General features: G+C 43.4%; 23 protein-coding genes. 22 read left to right on the top strand and 1 reads right to left on the bottom strand.

The window, feature by feature from the left end; all coding sequences use genetic code 11:
- Window positions 1-113 precede the first annotated feature (113 nt).
- Complete coding sequence (gene tssD / locus BACSA_RS05400) at window positions 114-512, bottom strand: type VI secretion system tube protein TssD (RefSeq protein ID WP_013617107.1); 399 nt, start codon at window positions 510-512, stop codon at window positions 114-116.
- 263 nt (window positions 513-775) lie between these two features.
- On the opposite strand from tssD (BACSA_RS05400), the gene BACSA_RS05405 reads away from it, so the two are divergent.
- The 22 genes from BACSA_RS05405 (at window position 776) to BACSA_RS05515 (ending at window position 22,005) form a co-directional block, all read left to right on the top strand.
- Window positions 776-3,256 (top strand): ATP-dependent Clp protease ATP-binding subunit, encoded by a 2,481-nt coding sequence (locus BACSA_RS05405; RefSeq protein WP_013617108.1) that lies wholly within the window; start codon window positions 776-778, stop codon window positions 3,254-3,256.
- A gap of 14 nt (window positions 3,257-3,270) precedes the next feature.
- Entirely contained in the window at window positions 3,271-3,693 is a 423-nt protein-coding gene (tssD, locus tag BACSA_RS05410; protein WP_013617109.1) for a type VI secretion system tube protein TssD, read from the top strand.
- A gap of 13 nt (window positions 3,694-3,706) precedes the next feature.
- Window positions 3,707-4,123: a type VI secretion system tube protein TssD gene (gene tssD / locus BACSA_RS05415; protein WP_013617110.1), complete on the top strand. Its 417-nt coding sequence runs from the start codon at window positions 3,707-3,709 to the stop codon at window positions 4,121-4,123.
- The gene (locus tag BACSA_RS05420) at window positions 4,111-4,986 is read left to right on the top strand and encodes a hypothetical protein (RefSeq protein WP_144005184.1); all 876 of its coding nucleotides are present in this window, start codon (window positions 4,111-4,113) and stop codon (window positions 4,984-4,986) included. The genes tssD (BACSA_RS05415) and BACSA_RS05420 overlap by 13 nt, the downstream gene beginning before the upstream one ends.
- A gap of 366 nt (window positions 4,987-5,352) precedes the next feature.
- On the top strand, window positions 5,353-5,646 hold the full coding sequence (locus BACSA_RS05430; protein WP_013617113.1) for a hypothetical protein: 294 nt from the start codon (window positions 5,353-5,355) through the stop codon (window positions 5,644-5,646).
- Window positions 5,647-5,660: 14 nt separating this feature from the next.
- On the top strand, window positions 5,661-6,065 hold the full coding sequence (gene tssD, locus BACSA_RS05435) for a type VI secretion system tube protein TssD (RefSeq protein ID WP_013617114.1): 405 nt from the start codon (window positions 5,661-5,663) through the stop codon (window positions 6,063-6,065).
- Window positions 6,062-6,502, top strand: coding sequence for a type VI secretion system tube protein TssD (gene tssD / locus BACSA_RS05440; protein WP_013617115.1), 441 nt, complete (start codon window positions 6,062-6,064; stop codon window positions 6,500-6,502). Before tssD (BACSA_RS05435) ends, tssD (BACSA_RS05440) begins: the two co-directional genes overlap by 4 nt.
- Window positions 6,503-6,507: 5 nt before the next feature.
- Entirely contained in the window at window positions 6,508-6,957 is a 450-nt protein-coding gene (locus BACSA_RS05445; protein ID WP_245546580.1) for a GPW/gp25 family protein, read from the top strand.
- Window positions 6,958-6,965: 8 nt separating this feature from the next.
- Window positions 6,966-8,810 carry a type VI secretion system baseplate subunit TssF gene (locus BACSA_RS05450; protein WP_013617117.1) on the top strand — a complete coding sequence of 615 codons (1,845 nt, stop codon included), beginning with the start codon at window positions 6,966-6,968 and terminating at the stop codon, window positions 8,808-8,810.
- Between the two features lie 14 nt (window positions 8,811-8,824).
- Window positions 8,825-9,703 carry a TssN family type VI secretion system protein gene (locus BACSA_RS05455; protein WP_013617118.1) on the top strand — a complete coding sequence of 293 codons (879 nt, stop codon included), beginning with the start codon at window positions 8,825-8,827 and terminating at the stop codon, window positions 9,701-9,703.
- Window positions 9,704-9,714: 11 nt separating this feature from the next.
- Complete coding sequence (locus BACSA_RS05460; protein ID WP_013617119.1) at window positions 9,715-10,875, top strand: hypothetical protein; 1,161 nt, start codon at window positions 9,715-9,717, stop codon at window positions 10,873-10,875.
- Window positions 10,876-10,894: 19 nt separating this feature from the next.
- Window positions 10,895-11,857 (top strand): type VI secretion system baseplate subunit TssG, encoded by a 963-nt coding sequence (locus BACSA_RS20915; RefSeq protein WP_013617120.1) that lies wholly within the window; start codon window positions 10,895-10,897, stop codon window positions 11,855-11,857.
- A 21-nt stretch (window positions 11,858-11,878) separates the two neighbouring features.
- A complete protein-coding gene (tssO, locus tag BACSA_RS05470; protein ID WP_013617121.1) occupies window positions 11,879-12,376 on the top strand; it encodes a type VI secretion system TssO in 498 nt (165 codons plus the stop codon).
- Between the two features lie 11 nt (window positions 12,377-12,387).
- The gene (locus BACSA_RS05475; protein WP_013617122.1) at window positions 12,388-12,897 is read left to right on the top strand and encodes a type VI secretion system transmembrane protein TssO; all 510 of its coding nucleotides are present in this window, start codon (window positions 12,388-12,390) and stop codon (window positions 12,895-12,897) included.
- Between the two features lie 5 nt (window positions 12,898-12,902).
- On the top strand, window positions 12,903-13,808 hold the full coding sequence (locus BACSA_RS05480) for a PKD domain-containing protein (protein WP_013617123.1): 906 nt from the start codon (window positions 12,903-12,905) through the stop codon (window positions 13,806-13,808).
- 6 nt (window positions 13,809-13,814) lie between these two features.
- Window positions 13,815-16,304 (top strand): type VI secretion system protein TssR domain-containing protein, encoded by a 2,490-nt coding sequence (gene tssR, locus BACSA_RS05485; protein ID WP_013617124.1) that lies wholly within the window; start codon window positions 13,815-13,817, stop codon window positions 16,302-16,304.
- Between the two features lie 24 nt (window positions 16,305-16,328).
- Window positions 16,329-17,369 (top strand): type VI secretion system tube protein TssD, encoded by a 1,041-nt coding sequence (tssD, locus tag BACSA_RS18865; RefSeq protein WP_013617125.1) that lies wholly within the window; start codon window positions 16,329-16,331, stop codon window positions 17,367-17,369.
- A gap of 11 nt (window positions 17,370-17,380) precedes the next feature.
- Window positions 17,381-18,454 (top strand): Imm5 family immunity protein, encoded by a 1,074-nt coding sequence (locus BACSA_RS05495; protein WP_013617126.1) that lies wholly within the window; start codon window positions 17,381-17,383, stop codon window positions 18,452-18,454.
- Between the two features lie 4 nt (window positions 18,455-18,458).
- Window positions 18,459-19,343 (top strand): hypothetical protein, encoded by an 885-nt coding sequence (locus BACSA_RS05500; RefSeq protein ID WP_013617127.1) that lies wholly within the window; start codon window positions 18,459-18,461, stop codon window positions 19,341-19,343.
- Between the two features lie 12 nt (window positions 19,344-19,355).
- On the top strand, window positions 19,356-19,736 hold the full coding sequence (locus BACSA_RS05505) for a hypothetical protein (RefSeq protein ID WP_013617128.1): 381 nt from the start codon (window positions 19,356-19,358) through the stop codon (window positions 19,734-19,736).
- 47 nt (window positions 19,737-19,783) lie between these two features.
- The gene (locus tag BACSA_RS05510; protein ID WP_013617129.1) at window positions 19,784-20,659 is read left to right on the top strand and encodes a hypothetical protein; all 876 of its coding nucleotides are present in this window, start codon (window positions 19,784-19,786) and stop codon (window positions 20,657-20,659) included.
- Between the two features lie 416 nt (window positions 20,660-21,075).
- Window positions 21,076-22,005, top strand: a complete 930-nt coding sequence (locus tag BACSA_RS05515) for a hypothetical protein (protein ID WP_041583898.1) — start codon at window positions 21,076-21,078, stop codon at window positions 22,003-22,005.
- Window positions 22,006-22,710: the final 705 nt, after the last annotated feature.

A 22,710-nucleotide genomic window follows, 5' to 3' on the forward strand; every position in this document is an offset into this window, starting at 1 on the left:
TAATATCTATTTAATTCCCATTTATTAATCCGACTGGTCGGTATGTTTTTGAGTGCCGAAATAACCGGAATTGGTATATTCCGGCACTCCAAGAATTTGACTAGAAACAACGGTTAGTTGTTTTCCGGCCAGTCTTGTACAAATGTAGCATCAGCCATCTTCACTGTTTGAGCAGAGATGGAGAATTTGATTGTCATTGGGTATGAGTTCGCTACATTCAGTGCCTCCTCGTACTTCACAATATACCCGTTCTCAAATACCAGTTCCTTCATCTTGGCATCCTCGTCTGCTTTCTTGAAGACGATGTTTCCGTTTACAGGCTGATACTGCTTGAACATTTTGTCCAGTACAATCGTATCCGGAGTTGATTCAACCTCGACATTAATTGTACCACCATAGATGTCAGATGCCGGACGACCCTTAGGATCCACATCACGGTTGAACTTGACATCCCATCTCAACACATCAAACTCTTTCGAGTCCGAGAACTTAAATGACGCTTTAAATGCCATATTCTCAATGTTTTAAGTTAATAAAAATGTTAATTCTGAAATTATCCCTCATCCATGACCGGTTGCCCCGTCATTTTTGACTTCTAATTTCGGTGCCCAATTTATGGCATTTTGCTGAAATAACAAAGCGTTTTAGGAAAAATTTTCGATTTTTCTCGAAAAAATGCCCTCAGGCATAAAAAAAACGCTCTAAAAGTAGCGGATTTTCGTTTTTTGCCTTATATTTGCGGTGTTCTCCTGCGCAATTTTAAATCTTATTGATTATGGATACAGGAGTTGGTTTCATTAATCTTGATGATTCTATAAAAATTGCGCTTAACATAGCACAGGCAGTGGCCCGTGAAAATGCAAATGAGTATTATACCCCTTCGCATTTATTGAAAGCCTTACTTCATAAGGAAGTAGGGCTAAGAGATTTTATTTTAAGTATAGGTAAGGATTTGGGCTATCTGGAAGAATGGGCGGATGTTCATATCGAGCAATGCCCGAAATCTACCCAGCTGTCAGAAATCAAGCCTTCGGAAAAGATTGGCAGCCTATTCCGTGCTGCCGATGATGTGCGCATAGAGCTAGGGCTGTTCGATATTAACCCTATATGTGTATTGGCTGCCCTGGCAAAGCCGGGAGTCGCCTTTTCGAGCGACCAGCTCAAATCCTTTCCCATACTGGAAAAGGATATCCGTTCCATATATAATAATGAGCCGTCAGGCAACCCTCCCGTTTTCATGACGGAAAGTCCTGTCCTGTCCCCCAATTCATCTTCATCTTCCTTTTTAACCAAATACTGTATGGACCTTACCGCTGCTGCGACGAACAGCCTGCATCCGGTAATCAACCGTGACCGCGAGAACCGCATGATCATGGAGATTTTAGGCAGCCTCAGCAAATCCAATGTGCTGATTGTCGGCGATGCCGGGGTCGGGAAAACGGCTTTAGTTTATGGGCTTGCGTGGGATATCGTGAACCATAAAGTACCCTCCTTCCTGGAAGGAGCCCGTGTCTTTGAACTGGATAATGCCTCACTCATAGCCGGAGCGACCTATAAAGGAGAAATTGAAGACCGCCTGAAAAATATCCTGAAAGAACTTCGCGGCATCGACAACGCTATCCTGTTTATTGATGAAATCCATGTATTGCTGGATAGCCGGCAAGGGAATTCGGGCGCCGGAAATGTGCTGAAACCCGAATTGTCGCACGGTAACCTGACCGTGATAGGCGCCACTACCATTGACGAATACCGTAAGATCATCGAGCCGGACCATGCCTTTAACCGCCGTTTTGAGGTGATACAAATCAATGAGCCGGACATGAAGTCCGCCATTCAGATGCTGCACTCCGTACAGAAACAGTATGTGGACTACCACCATGTAAAAATCAGCGAGGACGCAGTAGCCGAATGTGTGCGCCTTGCCAAACGGTATGTGAAAGACCGCCGTTTGCCGGATTCTGCCATAGGGCTGCTGGACATGACACTCTCCGCCATTAAAATGGTGAATGAAACAGGCAAGAACGATGCGGAAATCCTGCTTGGCCAATTGAACGAAATTGAGCAGGCGGAAAAGGAGCCTGTAGAGAAGGAAGAAGAACTGAGGGACCTGATATTTCTGATGCACAACAAGCTAAGCCCTATCCTGCTGGGAGTCATACCAGAAGAGACGAATGTCCAAGAATTGCAGAAGTATGAAGAACTGGCAGCTTATCTGAGAAACGCATTGAATGCCATTCTCCGGTTTGCCGAGAAAGAAATAGAGCAGGTGGAAGTGTATGAGGTTGCTGCCGTTGTTGCCAGCAAGACAGGTATCCCTATCGGTAAAATACAGTCCCAGGAAAAAGAACGCCTGCTCAATATGGAGGAGTATTTGCGGCGCAGGGTCGTCGGACAAGACCGGGCATTGAAGACATTGACAGACGCTATTCTGGAATCCCGCAGCGGTATGAACAAGCCGGGGCAACCTATCGGCTCCTTCTTCCTGCTAGGACCCACCGGAACCGGAAAGACCGAACTCGCCAAGGCATTGGCAGAAACACTATTCAACGACGAGAAGTCCATGATCCGCTTTGACATGTCCGAATTCAAGGAAGAACACTCTGCCGCCCTGCTATACGGTGCGCCTCCGGGATACGTGGGCTATGAGGAAGGCGGTATGCTGGTCAACAAGATACGCCAGCAACCATACGCCGTCGTGTTATTTGACGAGATAGAGAAAGCGCACCCTTCCGTATATGACATTTTCCTACAAATCATGGACGAAGGGAAACTGCATGACCGGCTGGGAAAGGAAGGGGATTTTTCGAACTCCATTATCCTGTTCACCTCCAATGTGGGAAGCGAGTGGCTGACAAGACAGCTGGAATCGGGCAATGTACCGACCACCAACCAGATAATGGAGGTGATGGGGCAGTATTTCCGCCCAGAATTCCTTGCCCGCCTGTCTGAAATTGTCCCATTCTCCCCTATCAGCGAAGATATCCTATTGAAAATATTCGATATACAATTCAACGGGGTCAAGAAACTACTGGACAAACAGGGTATCAACATCATCATCAGTGACGATGCCCGAAAGATGCTTGCCCATAAGGGATTTACTCCCAAATACGGCGCACGCCAAGTGGCCGGTGTAATCCGTAACTATCTGCGCAGACCCATATCGCGCCTCATTATCAAAGAGGAACTGTGCCAGGGAAAGACACTGGAGGTCGGCCTGGATGAACGAAACGAATTAACCTTGAATATTCACTCCTAAATTTTGTATGCACTATGTTTGGATACACAGTATTCTTAAAAATCGGCAATCTGGCAGCCACCTCGCTGACAGACATGTATAAGGACAGTTATCAACTGATAGGTTGTGAGTTCGGATTCGCCCAAGGGATAGATGTCAAGGGACAAGTGCAGACGGAAGTCAAGGGCGGAACCTTTTATGTGACCTATCCCCACCTGCCCAACCGGGACATGATCCAGTGGATGCTGGATGCGCGCAAATATCAGAGCGGCGCCATTGTCGTGCACGACAACCAAGGCTCCGCGCTTGAGAAGATACTCTTTGAGAAAGCAACCTGCGTGGATATGGAAATCAGCTATATCCGGCAGGGTAAGGGCTATATTGCGACCAAACTGACCGTACAGGCACAGAAACTGATGTTCGGTACAGAGGAATTTGAAAACCAGTGGGTACTCTAAAAAAGATAATGCTATGGGACTCTTTAATTTTCCACAAGTGGACAGCGATGTGAATGTCATATTCTGCATTGACGGCGACGAATATGCGGTAGAACAGTTCAAGATAGGTTTCCACCAGCCTGTTGACGGAAACAAGAACCAACCGGAAGGAGAAGTGCGCGGAGGGCGAATCATGATTGTCCTTTCGCAAACGGTGAAAAGCAATATCTACGGATGGGCCATCAAGCCGTGGGTAAAGAAGAACGGGGCGGTGCTGTTCAAGACCGGTACGTCCGGGGTGATATTTGAGGTGGCGTTTACAAATGCGTACTGTGTCAATCTGAGACGAGTTATAGAGGCTTTGGGACAAGGATTGTCAACTACTCTAATTCTATCTCCTGAGAGTGTTAGCGTGAATGGTATTGAATTTGATAATAGATGGGTAAAATAACTATGCAAAGAAAAGATGGAGCAAATATTATTTCATTGGATCTATATGCTAATTTATTGAGTAATGGAGATTTATATGAGGGATATGTTGAAAATTGCGGTTATGCTTTTTATGAAAATGTTCCTGTTCCAACTAAAGATAATAAGAATATAATTTTTTATGATTCATGCTATGTTTGTAAATTGGATATTTCTCCTAAAGCATATAGAGCGAGTTCTAAACTTTATGAGACAAATTTAGAACAACAAGACGATTCATGGTTTACTCCTGAAAATATCCTAAAATCAACTTCTGCGTTATCTTTAGTTATTGTAGCAGATGATGTTACAGGAGTAGGGACTGTAGATGATGTGTTACTTCCATTTGTTTGGGCTGGTGGTTGTTTATGTTATATTGCTGCCGTTATATATTATAAAAATGTAGGAGATGGAAATTCTCATTATCCTGGACCATGGTGTGAAACCCAAATTCCTAAAACTCATTATACAATGAGAGAACCTATTCCAATACAAAATCCTAAAAATTTTTCAAATGGAGGAGGTAATTATTTCTTGCCAGGATTAGCTTATGCAATACAGGATTACTATAAAGTAACTTCTATAGATACAACTAAAAATACTTTTATAGAAAACAATGTTGATTATAATAGTAGATATAATGAGCAGAAAAAAAATAGAAGCGAATATTCATATTTTAATTCCAAGTCACAAAAGGTGGTAAAACCTTCGGTTATCAATAAATTTAAAATAGCAAGAATAATAGAACAACTATATTCAGAAGCATTAGTATTGCCAAAAGATAATACGAATGTTGTACAAAAGGAACACTTTGAACAAATATTTCCAAATAAAAGATTAAAATGAGAAAAAATATATTATATAACGATTTAAGTAATGTATATGTTATCATTCTGATATCATTAAATTTATTGTATCCATATACTTTTACAGGAGAGGTGTATCGTATATTTCTATTGCTAGGAGCTATTGCTAGTTTTTATACGTATCAAAAACTAAAAAAAGAGAAGAATGATGATTGGATTTACCGTTCTTTCTCAAAACTAAATAATGTGTTTTTAGTTGTAATGTTTCTCTGTTTTTTTATCGTATTTTTAAATACAAATATATTATACAATGTGTACGTTTTTCCTTTTTTTTTAATTTTAATAGGAATGTATTTAGGGTTTATCATTACTCGTATTTTTATTATCAATTTAAGTTAATTCAAATATGATACAATATAAAACATTAATTATTTATGCAATCTCTAGTGACCCATCAAAGAAGCTATTTGAAGAAGAACTGGAGAAATACGGACTGGAACGGATAGGAACGCAAGACATCTTCGCCCTCCCCTTGGAGGAATACCGGACGAAGGTGCAGGCATTCAAAGCCTACCTGCGTGCCTACGCCCGCAAGCATCTGGACAACCAGGACACGGTACTGTTCGTGGAGTCACGCATGAATGAGGAACGGACCCTGACCGCCATGCTGCAAACCAATCTGACGAGTGAAGAAGAATAAAAAAACATAAGGATATGAGTGCACAATCATATATCAAGTTCTGGACCGCCGAACCCTCGGAGCATGAAGAAGTGCAGGCATACGACCTGCTGAGCTTTGAGTATGACTTCGAGAAACAGGCCCGCCCGAACGGACAAGTAACTGGCGAGACACACGGAGGCAGGATGCGGGCAAGCATTGCGGGATTCCCTGCGGAAGAACTGCTGGAATGGATGTTCAATTCAAGAATCCTGAAAGACGGGGAGGTAATGAACACTTCCGGCTTGAGCGGTGCGCCCAAGGAAGTTATCCGTTTCAGAGGCGCCCAATGCCTTGAACTCGACGTGCATTCGACAGTAAAAGAAAGCCGGACTTCGCTATCCATTCATTTCAGGGAAATGGAAGCCGGTGATTCGTGTCACTTAAACTTAAAATCATGAACTGGTTTACCTCTTTGTTCAAACGAAAAGACGCCGCCGTACCGGATGACCGGTACGTAATGCGGCTGACTGTCTGCCACGAGACCTACGCGGTAGAGGAGTTTGACCTGAAATTCAAGCGCGATACCGACCGCGACGGACTGCCGGAGGGTGAGGCATACGGCGGCTTTGTCACCTGCACACTTACCGGCATGCCGGGGGACGGACTGCTGAGATGGGCCTCGTACAGCAGGATGTACGAGGACGGAGACCTGCGGATTTACCGGAAAGACGAACCCGACCAGCAGGCCGCATTCGCCCTGCGCTTTACGGAGGGCAACTGCATCCGTTTCCGGCGAAGAATAGACCATAGTACCCATGAGTGCAGCATCGTCCTGCTGTTTGCCGCGAGAACACTGAAATTTACGAACGAGGAATTTGAAAACGAATGGTGCTGACGGATATGGAAACGAAATTTTGCAAACTGCCTTTGGACTTTGAGGCCCTGCTGAACGAAGATGTGGGAAACAACCATCTTGCCTCGTGCAACGAGATTGATTCGATTGACCAGTTCATCGAGTTGCTGATCAGTACGGCTCCCGGAGAGCATACCTTTGACAAGGAGTTCGGCTGTGAGATATTTTATCTTGATTTTGAAAGCATTGTCTCCCATACCCGTTGGGAAGGGCAATTCTCAGAATACATTACGAAGGCAATCACCCGATACGAAAAGCGTCTTATGAACGTATATGTACGGGTCGCCATAGATGACACGACCCGACAGGTCAGTGTGTCCGGCACTTCGACCATAAAAAAACGCGTTCAGGTATATGTGTATGGCACTCTGGTACACACAGGAGAGAAGCGGTGCTTTTATTATGTGATTTATTTAGGTCCCATTTCAACCCGATAACAAGGTATATGAGCATAGAGAAATATAACAAGGAACAAATCAGGAACCGTATGCTAAAGTATGCTGCGACTTTCTGGGGAATCAAAAAAGCCGAAAATTTTGATCCCGTCGTCAAGCTCCTGCTGGAAGCATTGGCCAATGAAATGTATATGCTGGGAGAAGATTTTACCGCCATTGAAACAAGGCTGCTGGAAAAGACCGCCCGGATTCTGACACCAGGTATCCTGACCTCCCCCTTCCCCGCACACGGCATCGTACACGCTTTTCCCATTGAACCCGTTTATCTGATCACCCGGGAATCGGGCATGTATTATGAAAGCGACTCACTGATCCGGAAGCTGTCGACAGGAAGTATTTCGTTTTATCCGGCATGTGATACACTGCTACATAGAGCCGACATAAGATATATGGTCTGCAATAGTCTCCTGTACCGGATAGACCATACCCTGGAGAAAACCATGATTGCCCGTACGGAATCCAAAATGACTCCGCGTACCGTTTGGCTCGGCCTGGCTGTGGACGAATCCATTACCAACCTTCGGAATTTCTCTTTCTATCTTGATTTTCCCAATCTTACGGAAAGCTATGAATACCTGTTCCTGCTTCCCTGTACGGAATGGTCCGTCAAGGGAGAACAGGTTGTCATGCAGCGGGGAATCTACGAAAAGGACGATATACAAGATAATCCCTTCCGTGCATTTTTCCAAAACTATGATGCGATGTTCCTCATAGACAAGGAAATCATGGAAATCTACAATAAACATTTCCTGAGCGTCCGGCAGTCTTTCCCGCTTGATGATTCCTGCAAAGAGACATTGCCTGAAGAACTGCATCCTTGTTTCAAGGAAGCCGTGCGGGAAAAGATGCAGGACAGGCTGGTCTGGCTAAAAATACAATTTCCCGCCCATTTCACAGCTGAGGTTATGGATGAATTGCAAGCGGGAATCAATATCGTGCCCGTCGAAAACAAACTGTTGCGTGAACAAGTGAGCACCCTTGAAGACACTTTCAGGGTGATTCCCCTGCGGACGGAAAATCATGAATCCCTGTTGTCCGTACATAGTGTGAAAGACTCGGACGGGAAAAGCTATCATGAGCTTCTGTACCCGGAGGGAAATTCCAAGGCGGGCTATGGCACGTATTCCATCCGCAAAGGAGGGTGCGAACGGTTTGACTCCCGTTCTGCCAAAGAACTGCTATGCTATCTGCTGGACCTGCTGGATGATGAGACCCATGCATTCGGTTCCGTTTCGAGCATCAAGCTACAGGCACTTGCCACCCAAATGGAGCAACTGGTGGCACAAATGAAACAAACAGCCGATAACATGAATGAGTTCAGAGAGACGCCCTACTACCTGATGATCGACCAATTGACCGGTAAAGGCCAGGTTACCGTCAAATACTGGACCACCAACTGTGAGATAGGAAACCAGATACAAGCCGGCGTGGATCTGTCGCCCAATACCAACACCTATCTGGAGCCAAGGACTCTTGCGCTTGTCAGCACCACCTATGGCGGCAAACAGGCTCCCAAGAACCGGGAACGCATAGACATTTACAAATACGGTTTCATTTCACATGGCCGTGTATTGACCCAGAATGATATTATCAGTTTCTGTAAAAAAGAACTCGGAGAGCTGCTGGTACGTACAGAAATTAAGAACGGAGTGGAAATCAGCCCGATGCCCAGTGAAGGACTGATACGGACCAAAGAGGTACACTTGATTCTCAAAGAAAAGCTGGACGACCCGTCACAGGAGAAGCAGATGAAAGACAATCTGAGAACCAAGCTTTCAGCCTGTTCGCCAGATACATTCAATTACCGGATATTCATCGAATACAATAAAGCCTAAATAACTTATAGCATATGGACCCAGTTACCCAACATCTTATTTCATCGTATCTGCTGATGCCCCTGCTTACCGTAATTTTCGGGATAGCAGCCTATTTCGTCGCACGGAAGAACAGACTATTGAACAACAAGAGACTGATTGTTTATCTGCTCGTGTGCAGTATCGTGCTTGCCCTGCCCGGCCTGTCCGGATTTATGGACTACAATTTCATGCCTTATATCTATATCCTGCTGGTTATCCTATACTGGATTGGCGGGTATTACAACCGATTTGTCTTGCGCAAAGTGTTTTCTTCGGGCAAGGAGATGCCCTCTTTCGGCATACAGTGCCTGATGACAGTCACGGTCGTGCTGTTAGGTGCCGGAATTTTTTCGGTCGTCTTCAACCTCTGCAACGAACTTCAATACGGGGTATGGGCTTCGACCTGCATACTGCCTTTTGTATTTCCCCTTCTATATACCCAGACGGTAAAAAGCTATTTCGACATACCTGTAGAAATCTATAAAGTGTGGAAATACTCGGAAGAATACGATTCAGAAACCCTGTATATCAACCGCGAACGAAGTATCGTCATCGACGTGGACATTTTCCGCAGGGTAGACGACCCAGTGTCGGAACGTATTACCGGCAAGGCCTCCGATGATGTCATTTTCGGGCAATGGTTCCAGCGCATGATTGATGACTGCAACCTCAAATCGCCTTCTTCGCCCATTGTTTATCAAAATGAAGGCGGGGCATATTATGAATGGGTATTCTATACCAAATCCTCTTTTTTCAGAAAGAGGTTCTATATTGACCCGGAACTCACGCTTGCGGAAAACAAGCTGAAGATGCATGATGTGATTATCGCCAAACGGGTAGCGAATGAACTAGTAACATATAAAGAATATTAAAACGCAATACTATGGCAGGAAATCAAAATAAAAGGGGCAGCTATCCGCTTGTGAACTGGGCGGACGGCATGCCGGTCAAGAAGGAACACTTCGTCCAGCAGGAAAACCATTTTACGCACCGGCTGTGCGAATACCAGTCGTATCATCTGAACCGCACCAACTACGGGCTTTTACCCTTCAAGAAGGGGGAACCCGTTTCCGGAGATTTCAGCATCACGGAACTTGTCACGGGAACTTTGGAAGTCCGTCTGAAACGGTGCTATGCCATTACTTCCGGAGGATACCTGATTGATTATGACGCAGGAGACAATGATGAACTGACGGCCAGTTTCCATATTTCTGCCGATGAAATGGAAGACAAAGCCCTGCGATGGGACGTCATCCTGATGGCTGATCCGTTCGAGCACCGTCCTTCAGGTGTCCCGGATGAAAAGGAATTAAGTCCGCGGCAACCCAACGCATTGCCTAAATATGCGTTGAGCGTACTGCCAACAGGGCAAACCAACGGAGGCGAGCTAGGCAGGCACTTCCTGCTGATCGGTCGTTTGCGCAAGAACGGCAACCGCTGCGAAGTGGACGGTAACTTCATACCTCCCTGTACCAGCATGTCCAGCCATCCTGACCTGAAGAACTATTACACCAAATTCGGGCAGCTTGTCGATTCCATCGAAAAAGCCTCATTCGATATTCTCGCCAAGGTGGAAAATGCGGAAAAGCAAACGGCACTGGCCACAAACATCGGCATGTTGTGCCGCCATATCATGCTTTTCATATCCGACATTTATTTTTCCTACCGTAATGAAGGACAATACTATTCCCCCTTGCGTTTTCTGAATGTATTCTCCACACTGGCCCACCACCTGTACGTATGCCTGAGTTTCATGAGCAAGGAGGAGAAAGAAGATCTGTTGAAATACTTCAATGAATGGAACGGCATCACTCCCGGCGCATACGAAGGGCTGTTGCGGGAAAATTGCGGCTTGCTGTATGACCATCACAATATCCGCCAACTGATGGTAACAACAGAGCGTTTCCTATACCTGTTCAATGACTTGTGGACCACCCTCAGCCGCCTTGAATACATTGGCAAGCACAAGGAGAACATCGTGGTTGCCGAACGCTCCAGACACCCCAAGGAATCCAGCGAGACACGTTGGAACATATTGGACTAACCTGAATACCCGAAAAGTTATGGCAGAAGAAACTGACAAAATCGTATGTTTTGACGAACGCCCACATTCGTTCAATTTGCCGGACACCGATTTCAAGGCAGAAGTGGTGGCCAGCGGACTGAAAGAAAGCGGCTACGACGCGGAGCGCACCCTCATTTCCAGATTGGGGGACATACGGCGTGGCTTTTCGAAAGACATCCATGATGCCCACTCGGAATATTCCCAATACGACCTGACAGATTACCTGTATCTCTACGTGAACAGGCGGAGTATTTATGACACACTGCCTGAAGGCATTTTTCATAAGAACCTCTACCAGTCCGACAAAAGCTCCAAAGAGCAGATACTGGATGAAATCCGGATCCACCGGGACGAAGAGTTCTATGCCCGGCGCTTTTTCAAGCCTTTCGAGATAACCCTGGACTATATGCTGGTGAGTTTCCAAAACAAGGAACGACGTATCGATGAAATGAACGTACATCCGGACTTTGTAAGCATATTCTCCGACCAGTGGCCGGTGCTGAAACTGCTGCCGGTCCATCTGGCGATTATGCTTATCCGCATGCTTGCCTATATGGAACAGATTACCGTCAGTCCTTCCCAAATAAGCGAGTGCATGAGCATGCTGACCGGAGTGCCTATCCGCCTGCAGAAAGGTGAGAAAAGCGTGGTGGAAGCGGACCCGCATCTTGTCCCTAAACTGGGAGAATGCCTTTTGGGGGACACCATGGTCCTGGGGAACCGTTTTGCCGACGGCACTTACCAAATGCTGTTGGAAATCGGCCCGCTACCAGCACAGAAGATGGAGACCCTATTCTCCGATACCATTGACCGCCAGATACTCTGCGACCTGATGGACCTGTTCCTGCCTGCCGACAAAGAAATACAAGTCCGTTATATCATACAGCAGGAGGACGCCCAGTTCAAGCTGGGAAATCCAACGGAACAAGGAGCCTATTTAGGAATCAGCACTTATTTGTAACCCATAAAACACCTATCCGATATGAAACCGAGAAATAATACGGAAGTAAGGAAAGCCTATCTGAAATTTTCCTGTTACCTGACAGGTTGCGTCATTCTTGCCGTGGCCATATTTGCCAGTTTCCTTAAAACGTCCAGTACGGAAGTGAAACGGATCACGGAACAGACATTGAAGTATGACTATGTCTATGCCAAAGAACTTTCGTTGTCAAACAGCGTGGATTCGGTCTATCAGTACATGAAGCTGATGAACACCTCGCCACAGATTAACGATGTTCTTCTGCAAAGCGTTGTCAGCGTGCGGAAAATGAACCTGTTGAAGTACATGCAAAGTATGGATGACAAGGATTGCAGGCTTTACAAGCAACTGCTGGGAAACATCAACATGTTCCTGAGTGTAAAAGACTCCATCCGCCTGCTGAGCATTCAGGAAGAGATGGTAAAGAAAGACCTGATGCAATGTATCCAAGACAACTGGAAGACACGTCGCAATCTGAATGTCGGTTCCAACAACAAATAAAACTGCATATTATGAATGACAATAAAAAAACACTGAACAAGCGGGAGACCCTGATGGGGCATATTTATGTATTCCTGTTCTTTTTCGTAACAACCGTGGTATGTTGCCTGGCAATATTCATGTGGAATTCGGATTTCAAGATGTTTGAAGAGAAGGAGTTCGTGAAAATAAAAATGGACCGCATTAAAGATTTCCAACAGGAACAAGCCGACAGCCAACAGGCCATAGATTCCCTGTTCCGTAAAATCGAGACCTTCGAACCAGGGGTACATGCCCAATATGAAGAAGACGATATCCACTACCTGATAAACAACCTGCGCAACACATACGAAAGAAACAGCTGGGACAAACGGTACAAGCTGTTTATGCACATAGCCGACTTTTACGCCATGTGGTTGGCAGACAAAAAACAATTGTGGAGTATCGAACAAAACATACAACTGTTCAAAGCCAATCTGGAAGAATGCGAGATCGGATTGCAGAAAAAAGAAGAAGACTTGCGTTCAGGCACTAAAAAATGAATGACATGGGAAAGATTTATACCAGAAAGATTCTGTTTGTAGCGGCAGCCATGCTGCTGTGCATACTTATTGCCGTGCTGATCCGGATATTTTTCTCCAGCCGGACCGTGCGGATGACACTGACCCCCATAGAAGTGGAGGTCGGAGAACCTATCTATTATGCGGACAGTACCCGCAGGGCAAACTCATGGCTCTGGGAGTTCGGCAACGGGGATGTATCACACGAACGAAACGGGCAATATGTGTTCAAAGAACCGGGGCGTTACCAGGTACGCCTGCAAGTGGACCATTCGCTGGAAAAGAAGCAGATTATCACCGTACGGAAGAAAACAAACACTTACGGGAGCGATCAGCTTGTAAAAATGAAAGCTCCGGCAAGCGCTTTCCAAGGTGAAATCGTGTCTTTCAAAGGATACGGCCCCTCGAAAGAGTGGCGGTGGCAATTCGGCGAGTCAGGAATCGTTGATTCCCGAGAACAAAATCCGCTCTATGCCTATTCGGAACCAGGCGAATATGAAGTGCTGCTGACTACGGAAGACACACAATACCCCGTACGGCACACGATTAAAATCCTTTCCCAGTACACAGAAAACGACTCTACGGACGTGCTTGTCATTATCGGGAACGATATCCGAGAACATTTGCAGGCCATCGTGGACGGCAGACCGTTCAATACCCATTATAACTATATCCTGAAGAAATATCTCTGTGGAAATCCGGACATAGCCGTCACAGTCAACAACCATAAAAAGAATGACTTCTATTCTTACTGCCAGGGGCTGAAAATCATTGCGCGAAAGAAAACCGTGATTGATGAAGTGTTTGTCGATATGGGCGATGACCTGAACAACGAATGCGTCATGCAGCTGATGGTGACCCAACACGAACGTTTTTCCGAATCAAAAAAGTAACGAGCCATGAAAAAGAACTTTATATCGCATCTGATTCAGACAGGGTGTATTTTCAGCATTGCCTGCCTGACAGCCTGCGGGCCGGTACACCGTTTTACACGGGTGAAGAATGTTCCGCGCGAATATGTGCGGAACTATTCGGTGGAAGGAGTGAAAGCCCCCCGCAGCCTGTCGCTGTTCAAGCATCATCCGTGGATTGTCTTCGCCAAGGAACAAGGGACAAGCTATCTGAGTCCGAGCGGAAAAAACGAGATGCAGGCCGTGGAATACATGGATGCCTTTCTGGTCATCAAACGGAAAGGGGACTGGCTCAAACTGATCCAATATAATCCCGCCATTCTGAAGAACGGGAAGCTGAAAGAATGGAAACAGGCCCAGTATTGCGGCTGGATGAACCAGAACGACCTGCTGCTGACCCGGAGCGGATTTACCGATGTCCTCACGGGATTCAAGAACAAGCAAGTGGTCATGCTGAGCGACACCGTGGCACTGGCCAATCCCTCAGCGTATTTTGCCAATGATTCTGTGAAACTGTTTGAAAATACCGACCTGACACAGGAAGCCGGCAAGATTCCGTTTTGCAGTATCGTGTACCCTTATAAAATATCGGAAGACAAGGGATGTGTACTCGTGGCAAACAAACCGCAGCTTGACGCCGACAGCATAGGACAGACGGTTGTCGGATGGATAGACAGAGGGCTGCTGACCGCTGCCAGGCAACAACTCCATATAGACATAGCCTCGCTGCCGGACAGTACGCTCATCTTCAAAGACAGGGAACGAAAGGACACCTTGCAGCTGTCGGCCGGCGACATGAGGCAGAAACTGGAATTTGCAGAGAGCCAGCCTGCAATATGGTACAGTCCTGTATTGTTTTACAAAGAGAATGACACGAGCCTGTGTTTCAGGACGCATATTCCGATGCCGATCATTGACAAACAGGAAAGCTATGTGCTGAATGTTAACGGAAATCCGATTTATTACAGCACTTTCAAGAATAAGATAGAGAAGGACTTGCAGAAAATAAACCTGATGTTTGTACTGGAAGGAAAAGAGAACACCATCCAGCAGTTTCCAGCCGTAGTGAACACCATTCAGGGATTGCAGTCGCAACTGGTAAATGACGAGAGCTTTTCTTTCAGGTTCGGCGCCGTGCTGACCTTCAACGAACCGGACAGCCCGACAGACCCCATCTGCAAACTGACTCCCGACTACATGGAGCTGCTTGACTTCCTTTCCGCCAAGGCACGTAACGTCAAGCAACTAAAACCTACATACGGACGGTTCGGCAGCTGGTCAGGTGTTCAAATCGGGGTGGAACAGTTCAACAAATGCCCAGATGAGACAAACATCCTGGTCGTCATCGGCGACAAAGGATTCAACAGCGAATGGGCGGACTCTACTCTGGTGAACAAACTGGTGAAGAACAACTGCCGCCTGCTGGGTTTCCAGCTTTACGGAGGAGAGCCGGACAACTTCAACAACTTTGTGCTGCAAATCGGGAACATGATAGACTGCTCGGCACCACGCATCAGCCGAAAGAAACGGGAGCTGGTGGTATATCCCGAACAAGTCCGAAATGAAAACGAATACGCGGAAGTGGGCCATAATACCTATTGCCTGGACTTCCCCAACCGGAGCATGACACAGGGATGGCTGGTGTTTCCGCAAAAGAACGAATCGCTGGAACTGGAAGGGCTGACCTCCGCCTTGGATTCCATGCTGCTGCAAGTGAAGTTTGACAACACCCTGCTGAGCAACAGCCTGACAAGAGCATTCGACGAAGTGGGAACCCAACGGTATAAGGCGGACTCGACTATGACGGACTACTACCACATCCGCCAGGCAGGGGTGCAACCGATATTGTCTGTGCTTCCGGGTGTCGAACCAGCCTGGAACCTGCCGGCACAGCCTGTCGTGTTACCAGACTCGCTATCACGGACACTGGAGTATTATCTGCTTGCCAACGAAGACGAGTTCAAGCGCCTGAGAAAATATGTGGAAGAACCCGCCAAGCTGATTGTGGACTATAAATACGAGGCCGTCAAGAAGAAAAAACAGGCGAAAGTGGACATCTGCGACTGCCCGAACGACTACTTCGAAACAGATACCGAAGAATCCACCGTACACGTGAAGACGGACAGCCTGAACGTGCCGGAATATGCCTCTACCCGCCGTGTGCGGAGAAAGTTGGTACGGCATTTCCTGTCCGAGCGCAACACGGACAAGTATTGCAAGGTGAAGAGGAAGACCTTTTTGAGAATGCCCATATCGGAAGCCTTGCAGCGGTTTACCTCCTGCCCGGCGGACTACCCGTTCTTTGAGGTCTATCGGGTCAAAGACCTGAAAGACAAGGATATGATTACGGACGTGGAACTGGACATGCTGATTGAATACTTCAAGGAAAAGAAGAAAATGTTGGACGAAGCAGCCGGCAAATCGTTCAAATCCAACGGAGAGACCTATTACTGGATCAGCCGTGAGCTGTTACCCTAATCGTTCATTTGAAACTTTACAGTTATGATTTATCAGGCAATATTGAAAATAAAAGGCAAAGAGATACCGTTGCTCTATTACAGCTACCAGTGTCATCTCCGGCACTGTGACGATTCGAATTTGGGGCGAATCATACAGCTGCATATTGAGGCTTGTGAAAAGACCGGTAATAGAGAATACTTACCAGTTGAAGGAGACCTGATCATGCTCATGTTTGAATGCAGCGGTGACGAGCAGCTCTTTTATGACTGGTTGAATGAAGGAAACATGCACTACGGAGAAATCCATTTCATCTATAACGAAAGTGAGGTTGTGGACATTTTCCGGTTTGGGGACTGCTTCTGCTTGAAGATAGAGGAAAGCATGAGTGCCGTGAACTCTCCGATGGTGATGACCGTGTATCTGTCACCGGGGATTATCAAGAGGAATAATCTGGAGGCGAGGGAGAAGGAATGGAAGGTGTCGGAAAATTTAACACATATAAATTTCAATGCCATTGAAAGTGATGAATTTCTGATGCGTAATAATAAAACGACAAATTCAGTATCAAATCAAAGACAAAAACAAGAATTAGAAGAGCAAGAGTTAAAGACTCAATCTAAAGAGGCTTGGAAAAGAGCTGAAAAAATAAACCTACTATTGCCTCCGAGTAATAGGGGAAAAACTATATGTTCTGATGGAATAGTTACAGTTAGCGGATATAGCAAAGAAAGGGTCAGTAAAAAATTTAGAAAGCAGGTCCCTAATTTTGTTGATGTTCCTGTTTTATCAGTTATAGAAGAAGCTCTAAAATTAAACCATAAATTACATGAAAATTCTTCTTTAGATAATGGACTACCTGGTAGTAGTAGTGCATCGCATGCAGAAAAACAAATGCTTGTGATACAAAATACAGATATTGCGATTGGTGTAAACAGAAAAATGTGTGATTGTTGTAAGAAATTTATACAAAAACTATCTAACGAAATAAATAAAACTATATATATAACCACTCCTCCTGGGCTAACAGAGATATATACTCCTTCAAAAAATGATGAAGATGAAAGTGTTATAGATAATGATTAAAATTATTAATTATGGACATAGAAAAAGATTTGATTTTGTTGAATGACGAAATTAATAAAAATGCAAATGGGCATTTATCATTAAATAGTCGGGTTCAATTGATGCGAAAAATTAATAGCAGCAATATTATTAATAAAATTTATTATACATGCGCTATTAAAATAGTTCAAATGAATGTTAGTGTATTCGAAAATGATATATTTAATGATATATTGTTAAAATCTAAAGATTTTTTATATAATAACAAATACAGTAAATCATATTTTGGAGAAATATATGATAAGTATAAAAATTTTCTTAATAATTTTGATGCCATTGGTTGGATATTGTTGTCGTTGTGTAAAAATATAGAAACAGATGTGTCCTTTATTTGGGATATGGATGATTATACTGATGATGATGTTTATGATTTTGAAGTTTGGACTCCTGATTTTTTGGCTGAAATTATATTTTCAGGGGGAAGCCCTTTTGTCAATAATGACATCAATTCTGTAGAAGAAAGAAAAAAATATTGGCTTTGGTATATACAAATGGTAAGGGGAATTTTAAAAAATCCTGATGTTGAGTATTTGATATTACCATCATATGAAAAAAGAGAACATTTAATTAGTATACCTTTTCGTCATCAGTTGCATTTAGTAAGTGCGAATGGGAGAATATCTTTTGATGATATTGAAAATATTATTTTGTCACAGATTCCTGATGAAATAAAATGGAACTATATAAATGTCGAATTTGTTTCATGTACTAGTAGTATGTTAAATGTATTTTCTTCTACAGGAGAAAAGATTAGGATTAGACATATGAATGTTGTTGATATATGCAGGGAATTCAGATTGAAAAGAAAAGAAATGTATATGCAATATCCTAAGGAAGGAGCATGGTTTTCCTTGAAAATGGTTATTGAAAAGAATTATTCTTATAAATTGGAATTTAATTATGATAATTTCAACGAGATACCTGCTTATTTTCAAGAATTAGATTGGATTTTCAATTTTTATTGTAAGTTCCCGCGAAGTAAAGAATATACACCAGAATGGTTAAGAAAAATAATAGGTAATAAAGGTAAATATTTGGAGGATTAAAGTTATGGTTTCTTTTGTTTTAAAAATAAATACATCTCTTGTATTTTTCATATCCATCATTGATGGTTTTGACTATACAATGGACTATATGGAAAACGTAGCCCGGAGCTTCACCAAGAAGTATCCGAGCTACCTTATCCATAAGAAAAGCGAAGACAAGATAAAGGCCTTCTTGACCGACAGGATGAAAGCCAAAGTGGAAAACTTTGTGAATGCAGAGGCAAAGAACGTGACAGTGACCGAGGTGCGGGAAATAGCAGACCTGATAGCGGAATACGAGGGAACGGAGCCCCCGTCCCCTTATGGAAGCCATCCGGCGGACGCCCCCTCGCTGGGAAGCACCGGTGTGGAGCTTGCCATGAGCGTGGACACAGGCGCATCAGACATCCGCCCCGTCAATGTAGCCAAGCCCGCAGGCGCATCGGGGAAGCCCAAGATAATAAAGCGGAGTGTTATCCGTGTAACAGTGGAGTTGGAAGTGCTGATGGAAACCAAGCAATACCTGCAATTCCTGCAACAAGTTCCGGACCTGTTCAGCCTGCATGAATTCCCCAACTTGAGATGCCGTGTGACGTGTAACCAGAAAAAGGTGATAATCAACGAAGAGCCTTCACCTGTTGAGGTGAAGGTGGTAGAAGATAGAAAATATCAACGCTGGTTTGTTACCTTTACCCTATTAATGATATGCTGCATGGGTGGAATCATAGCCCTGTTCTTTTCTATTCCGAACCTGTATAAACAGGACATCCATTTCCTACGGAACGATACAATACATCAGGACTTTTCCATATCCAACAGCATGATAGACCTGGATAATGTGAGCCTGATTAAAAACGGCGGGAAAGACACGCTTATCATCAAAGACAAAAAACTGATTATTGCCAAGTAAAAAGAAATGCTTATGAATCCAATGGAAATACAACACCTCCAAACAGCCCTGTCGCAAAGCGGATGTCCGGAAGACCTACTGGCAGACTATCTAGACTTTCTGCAAAACGGAGGACAACAAGTGGAAATTGTACGAAACAACATCACCCAAGTGTTTCAGAAAGAAGCCCTCTACCGGAAACGAAGACATGAAACCATGGAGGGGACAGTAACCTTCCGAAACAAAGAGCAACATGGAACCGGGAACTCGGATACGGGCGTGTTTATCGGGATAGAATTTATCCGCTGTTGTTTCACTCATGGTATTCCAGCACGAATGCTGAAGGTCGTGAGGGAGCATGGAGAGGTGGTGGAGATTGTTGTGGGGTTTGGGATAAAGTCTATGTGTCTTTAGTTTATAACTATAGGAAGAAGATGTAAAAACTGTTTATACAATACTATATGGAAGCATATCTAAGGAACAAATTGCAGGTAGAAATCATGGATGCATTGAAGCAGTGCATAAAAGGACTTACGAATCCTGATGAACCTGCATACATAGCAGCACTCGTTAATCAATTACCTTCTCACTTAGAAGCTATACTCAACCATACTTTTCCCACATTGAATTTCAAGGTTGGCGGGTGTTTCCTCCATCAAAAACCTATTGTAGAATTTTGCGAGAAAAGAATGTTAGGATACAAAAAGGATCCTGAAATAGGGGATTTACTCATCGTATATAAAAAAATACGCGGTACAGAAGTCACATATAACGCTTTGCTACTACAAGCCAAGAAACTGAATGGAAATACGGACAGTATTTATCATCACAAAATTGGTTATAATGATAAGCATCAGCTATTTTTATATACCCATTGGCCTAAATTCATATATCGAAAAGCCAATAACTTGAACGGAAGGAAAAGAAGCGTAATACCTAAAGCCATAACGGCAGGTGCCCAGTATTTGTTGATAGATAGAAATGCTGTTTGTACACCGTTTTGGTGTGCCATGCCCAATGATATACTCGTTGCATCAAAATGTCTGGCCTCACAATTGGTAGATTTTATTGAATTCCAAACCGGACGGACTTTTGTCAAGTGTGTCCCCAGAGACAGCTGGTCACAAATGATTTGGGATTTGCTGGAAATTTCATTTCAATCTGTATTTAATAAATCCCAATATGGATATGTAAAGGCCTCAAGAGCTTCTGATGGGATTTCTGATTTTTTGGATTTATCAAAAAGACTTATTCTGTCTGATAATAATGATGATGTTGGCATTCCCATTCTTTGTTTCCAAAGTGAAGAAAAAGAGGGCAATGATGAATTGAAATGACAATAGGCCAGATATTCACCTGTCAATCCTTGGTCTATGAGGGATGGTTAAATGAAAACAAGACCAATTATTTTTAAACTTCAGGTTTATTGCCTCTAAAACAATAGGTACCCCCAATCGTAGAGCTCCCAGTACGGGTACACTTGATGTAGTGGAGATAACACTGTTAGTAATCAGCGCATGTATCGAAATGAGATGCTGCAAAATCATCTATCCACAGTAGTCAAAGACACGACTTGTCAAAAGGTTGTGTCTTTTTTTACCTCACATATTGAGCGTTTTGTGTTTTTTTTTGTATTTTTGCAAACCGATTGGTCGGTATTTATTGAGGCAGGCTAATATGGAAGGAATCAACTAATGTTCCATTTGTCTATCTCCCTATCTAGCAATAGTGTTAACTTTAATATTGAAACAAGATGAAAGATGTGATTAATACTCTTGAGAAATTCAAGCAATACAGAGAAAGAAAAATATGCGAATACATTCGTGAACATTCTTTGTTTTGCGGAGTTCCTGTGCAATGGCTTACAACAATATGTATTGTTTTGGGTTGTGCCGTCCTATGCTGGGTGATATTATTGGTTTATGGAATAATATGTGATCATTTTCATTTAATGTCAGTTGGCTTTAAACAGAATTCATTGTTTCACTATTTTATTAGTCTTATAGACTATTCTGCAAATTATAAATATAGATTAGTTCTAGGGGGATACTTATTGATCCTCTTTTCTTTATTGTTTGCTTTTTTCAAGAGGAAGCTTCGCAATTCAAAAGAAATCGAAGCCGTTATGTTAAAATGTTCCATTGAATTGATGAGATATGAAAAATCCATATCGGATAAAATAAAATCAGCAAATTTAAACTTTGAAAAAAGATCCAAAGAAGAGGATGTGAAATATCTTGAAAATAGGAAACAGAATTTAAAATCAGCCTGTTTAAACCGCCAAAAAGTGACTCTGACTAATTTTTATGAACTTCGGGGAGAAATCAGGATTCTTTCAGAAGAACAAGAAAACCAAAGAAACACAGTAAATAATAATGAGAAAATTTGCCAACTAAAGAAGAAACAAGCTGAAACTTTAGAAAAATGCTATAATGACTGCTTGCTGTATAAACAAGACATAAATAAAAACCAAATAGAAATTGAAATATTAGGATCTCAAATAAATAACATTCAAAAAGATGTGGAAAACCATTCAAAAACAGAGGAAGACCTCAAATTTGATGATGTTATTGATGATATTAATGCAAATATAGATGCAGGAGACATAAATAGTTTTTACAAAGATTCATTAAAATCATTTTTTTACGACTTACTAGGAAAAGCATCGCAATTAAAGATATAAAAGCACTATGAAACAACAGTATGCCAACCCTTTTGACCGGTACTCATCACGTACCAAGCGTTTGAACTATTATCTGCCTTTTTTACGAGAGAGACGTTTTACGAATAAGCAAAATATTCATGAAGCTTTTATTGGAAGAGAAGATATTTTGTACAGGCTAAGGAACTGGATTACGAATAAAGACAAAACCGGTTCGTTCTTAGTGGCTGGATATAGGGGGATGGGGAAATCTTCATTTGTTGAAAAAGCATTATACGATATCACCAGACAACGACGGAGAAGCAGTAAAATTGAATTCATATTCTTTATACTGCATTTGATAACCATTGCTTTATTTTGTTCCCTCTTCATAATAAAGCCTATTGATAATATTCATTACCTTTTTATTGGGCTTGCAGCATTAGCTATGCTCTCTATTTTCTGCTATGTAAAAAAATATCACATAAGATATTGTTGGGGATATTTTTGCTTGTATTGCGGTCTCGTCAAGCACATTATCCAGCATGGAGAATGGCGCAAGAATAGCACCAGTGATATAGGGAAATCTATAAAGGAATGCATTGCAGAATGTTGTGGCAGGCTTCGAAAAATAGACAAAGAAGAGCGTAGCCGCCTGAATAAAATCATTTTCAAAGATTATAGAAGAAAAACGGCCCAGCGAATAGCCATCCAAATCAATTTAGGGCATGAAATCCTCACAGAAAG

It is taken from the genome of Phocaeicola salanitronis DSM 18170 (assembly GCF_000190575.1).
GTDB classification, from domain to species: Bacteria; Bacteroidota; Bacteroidia; order Bacteroidales; family Bacteroidaceae; genus Phocaeicola; species Phocaeicola salanitronis.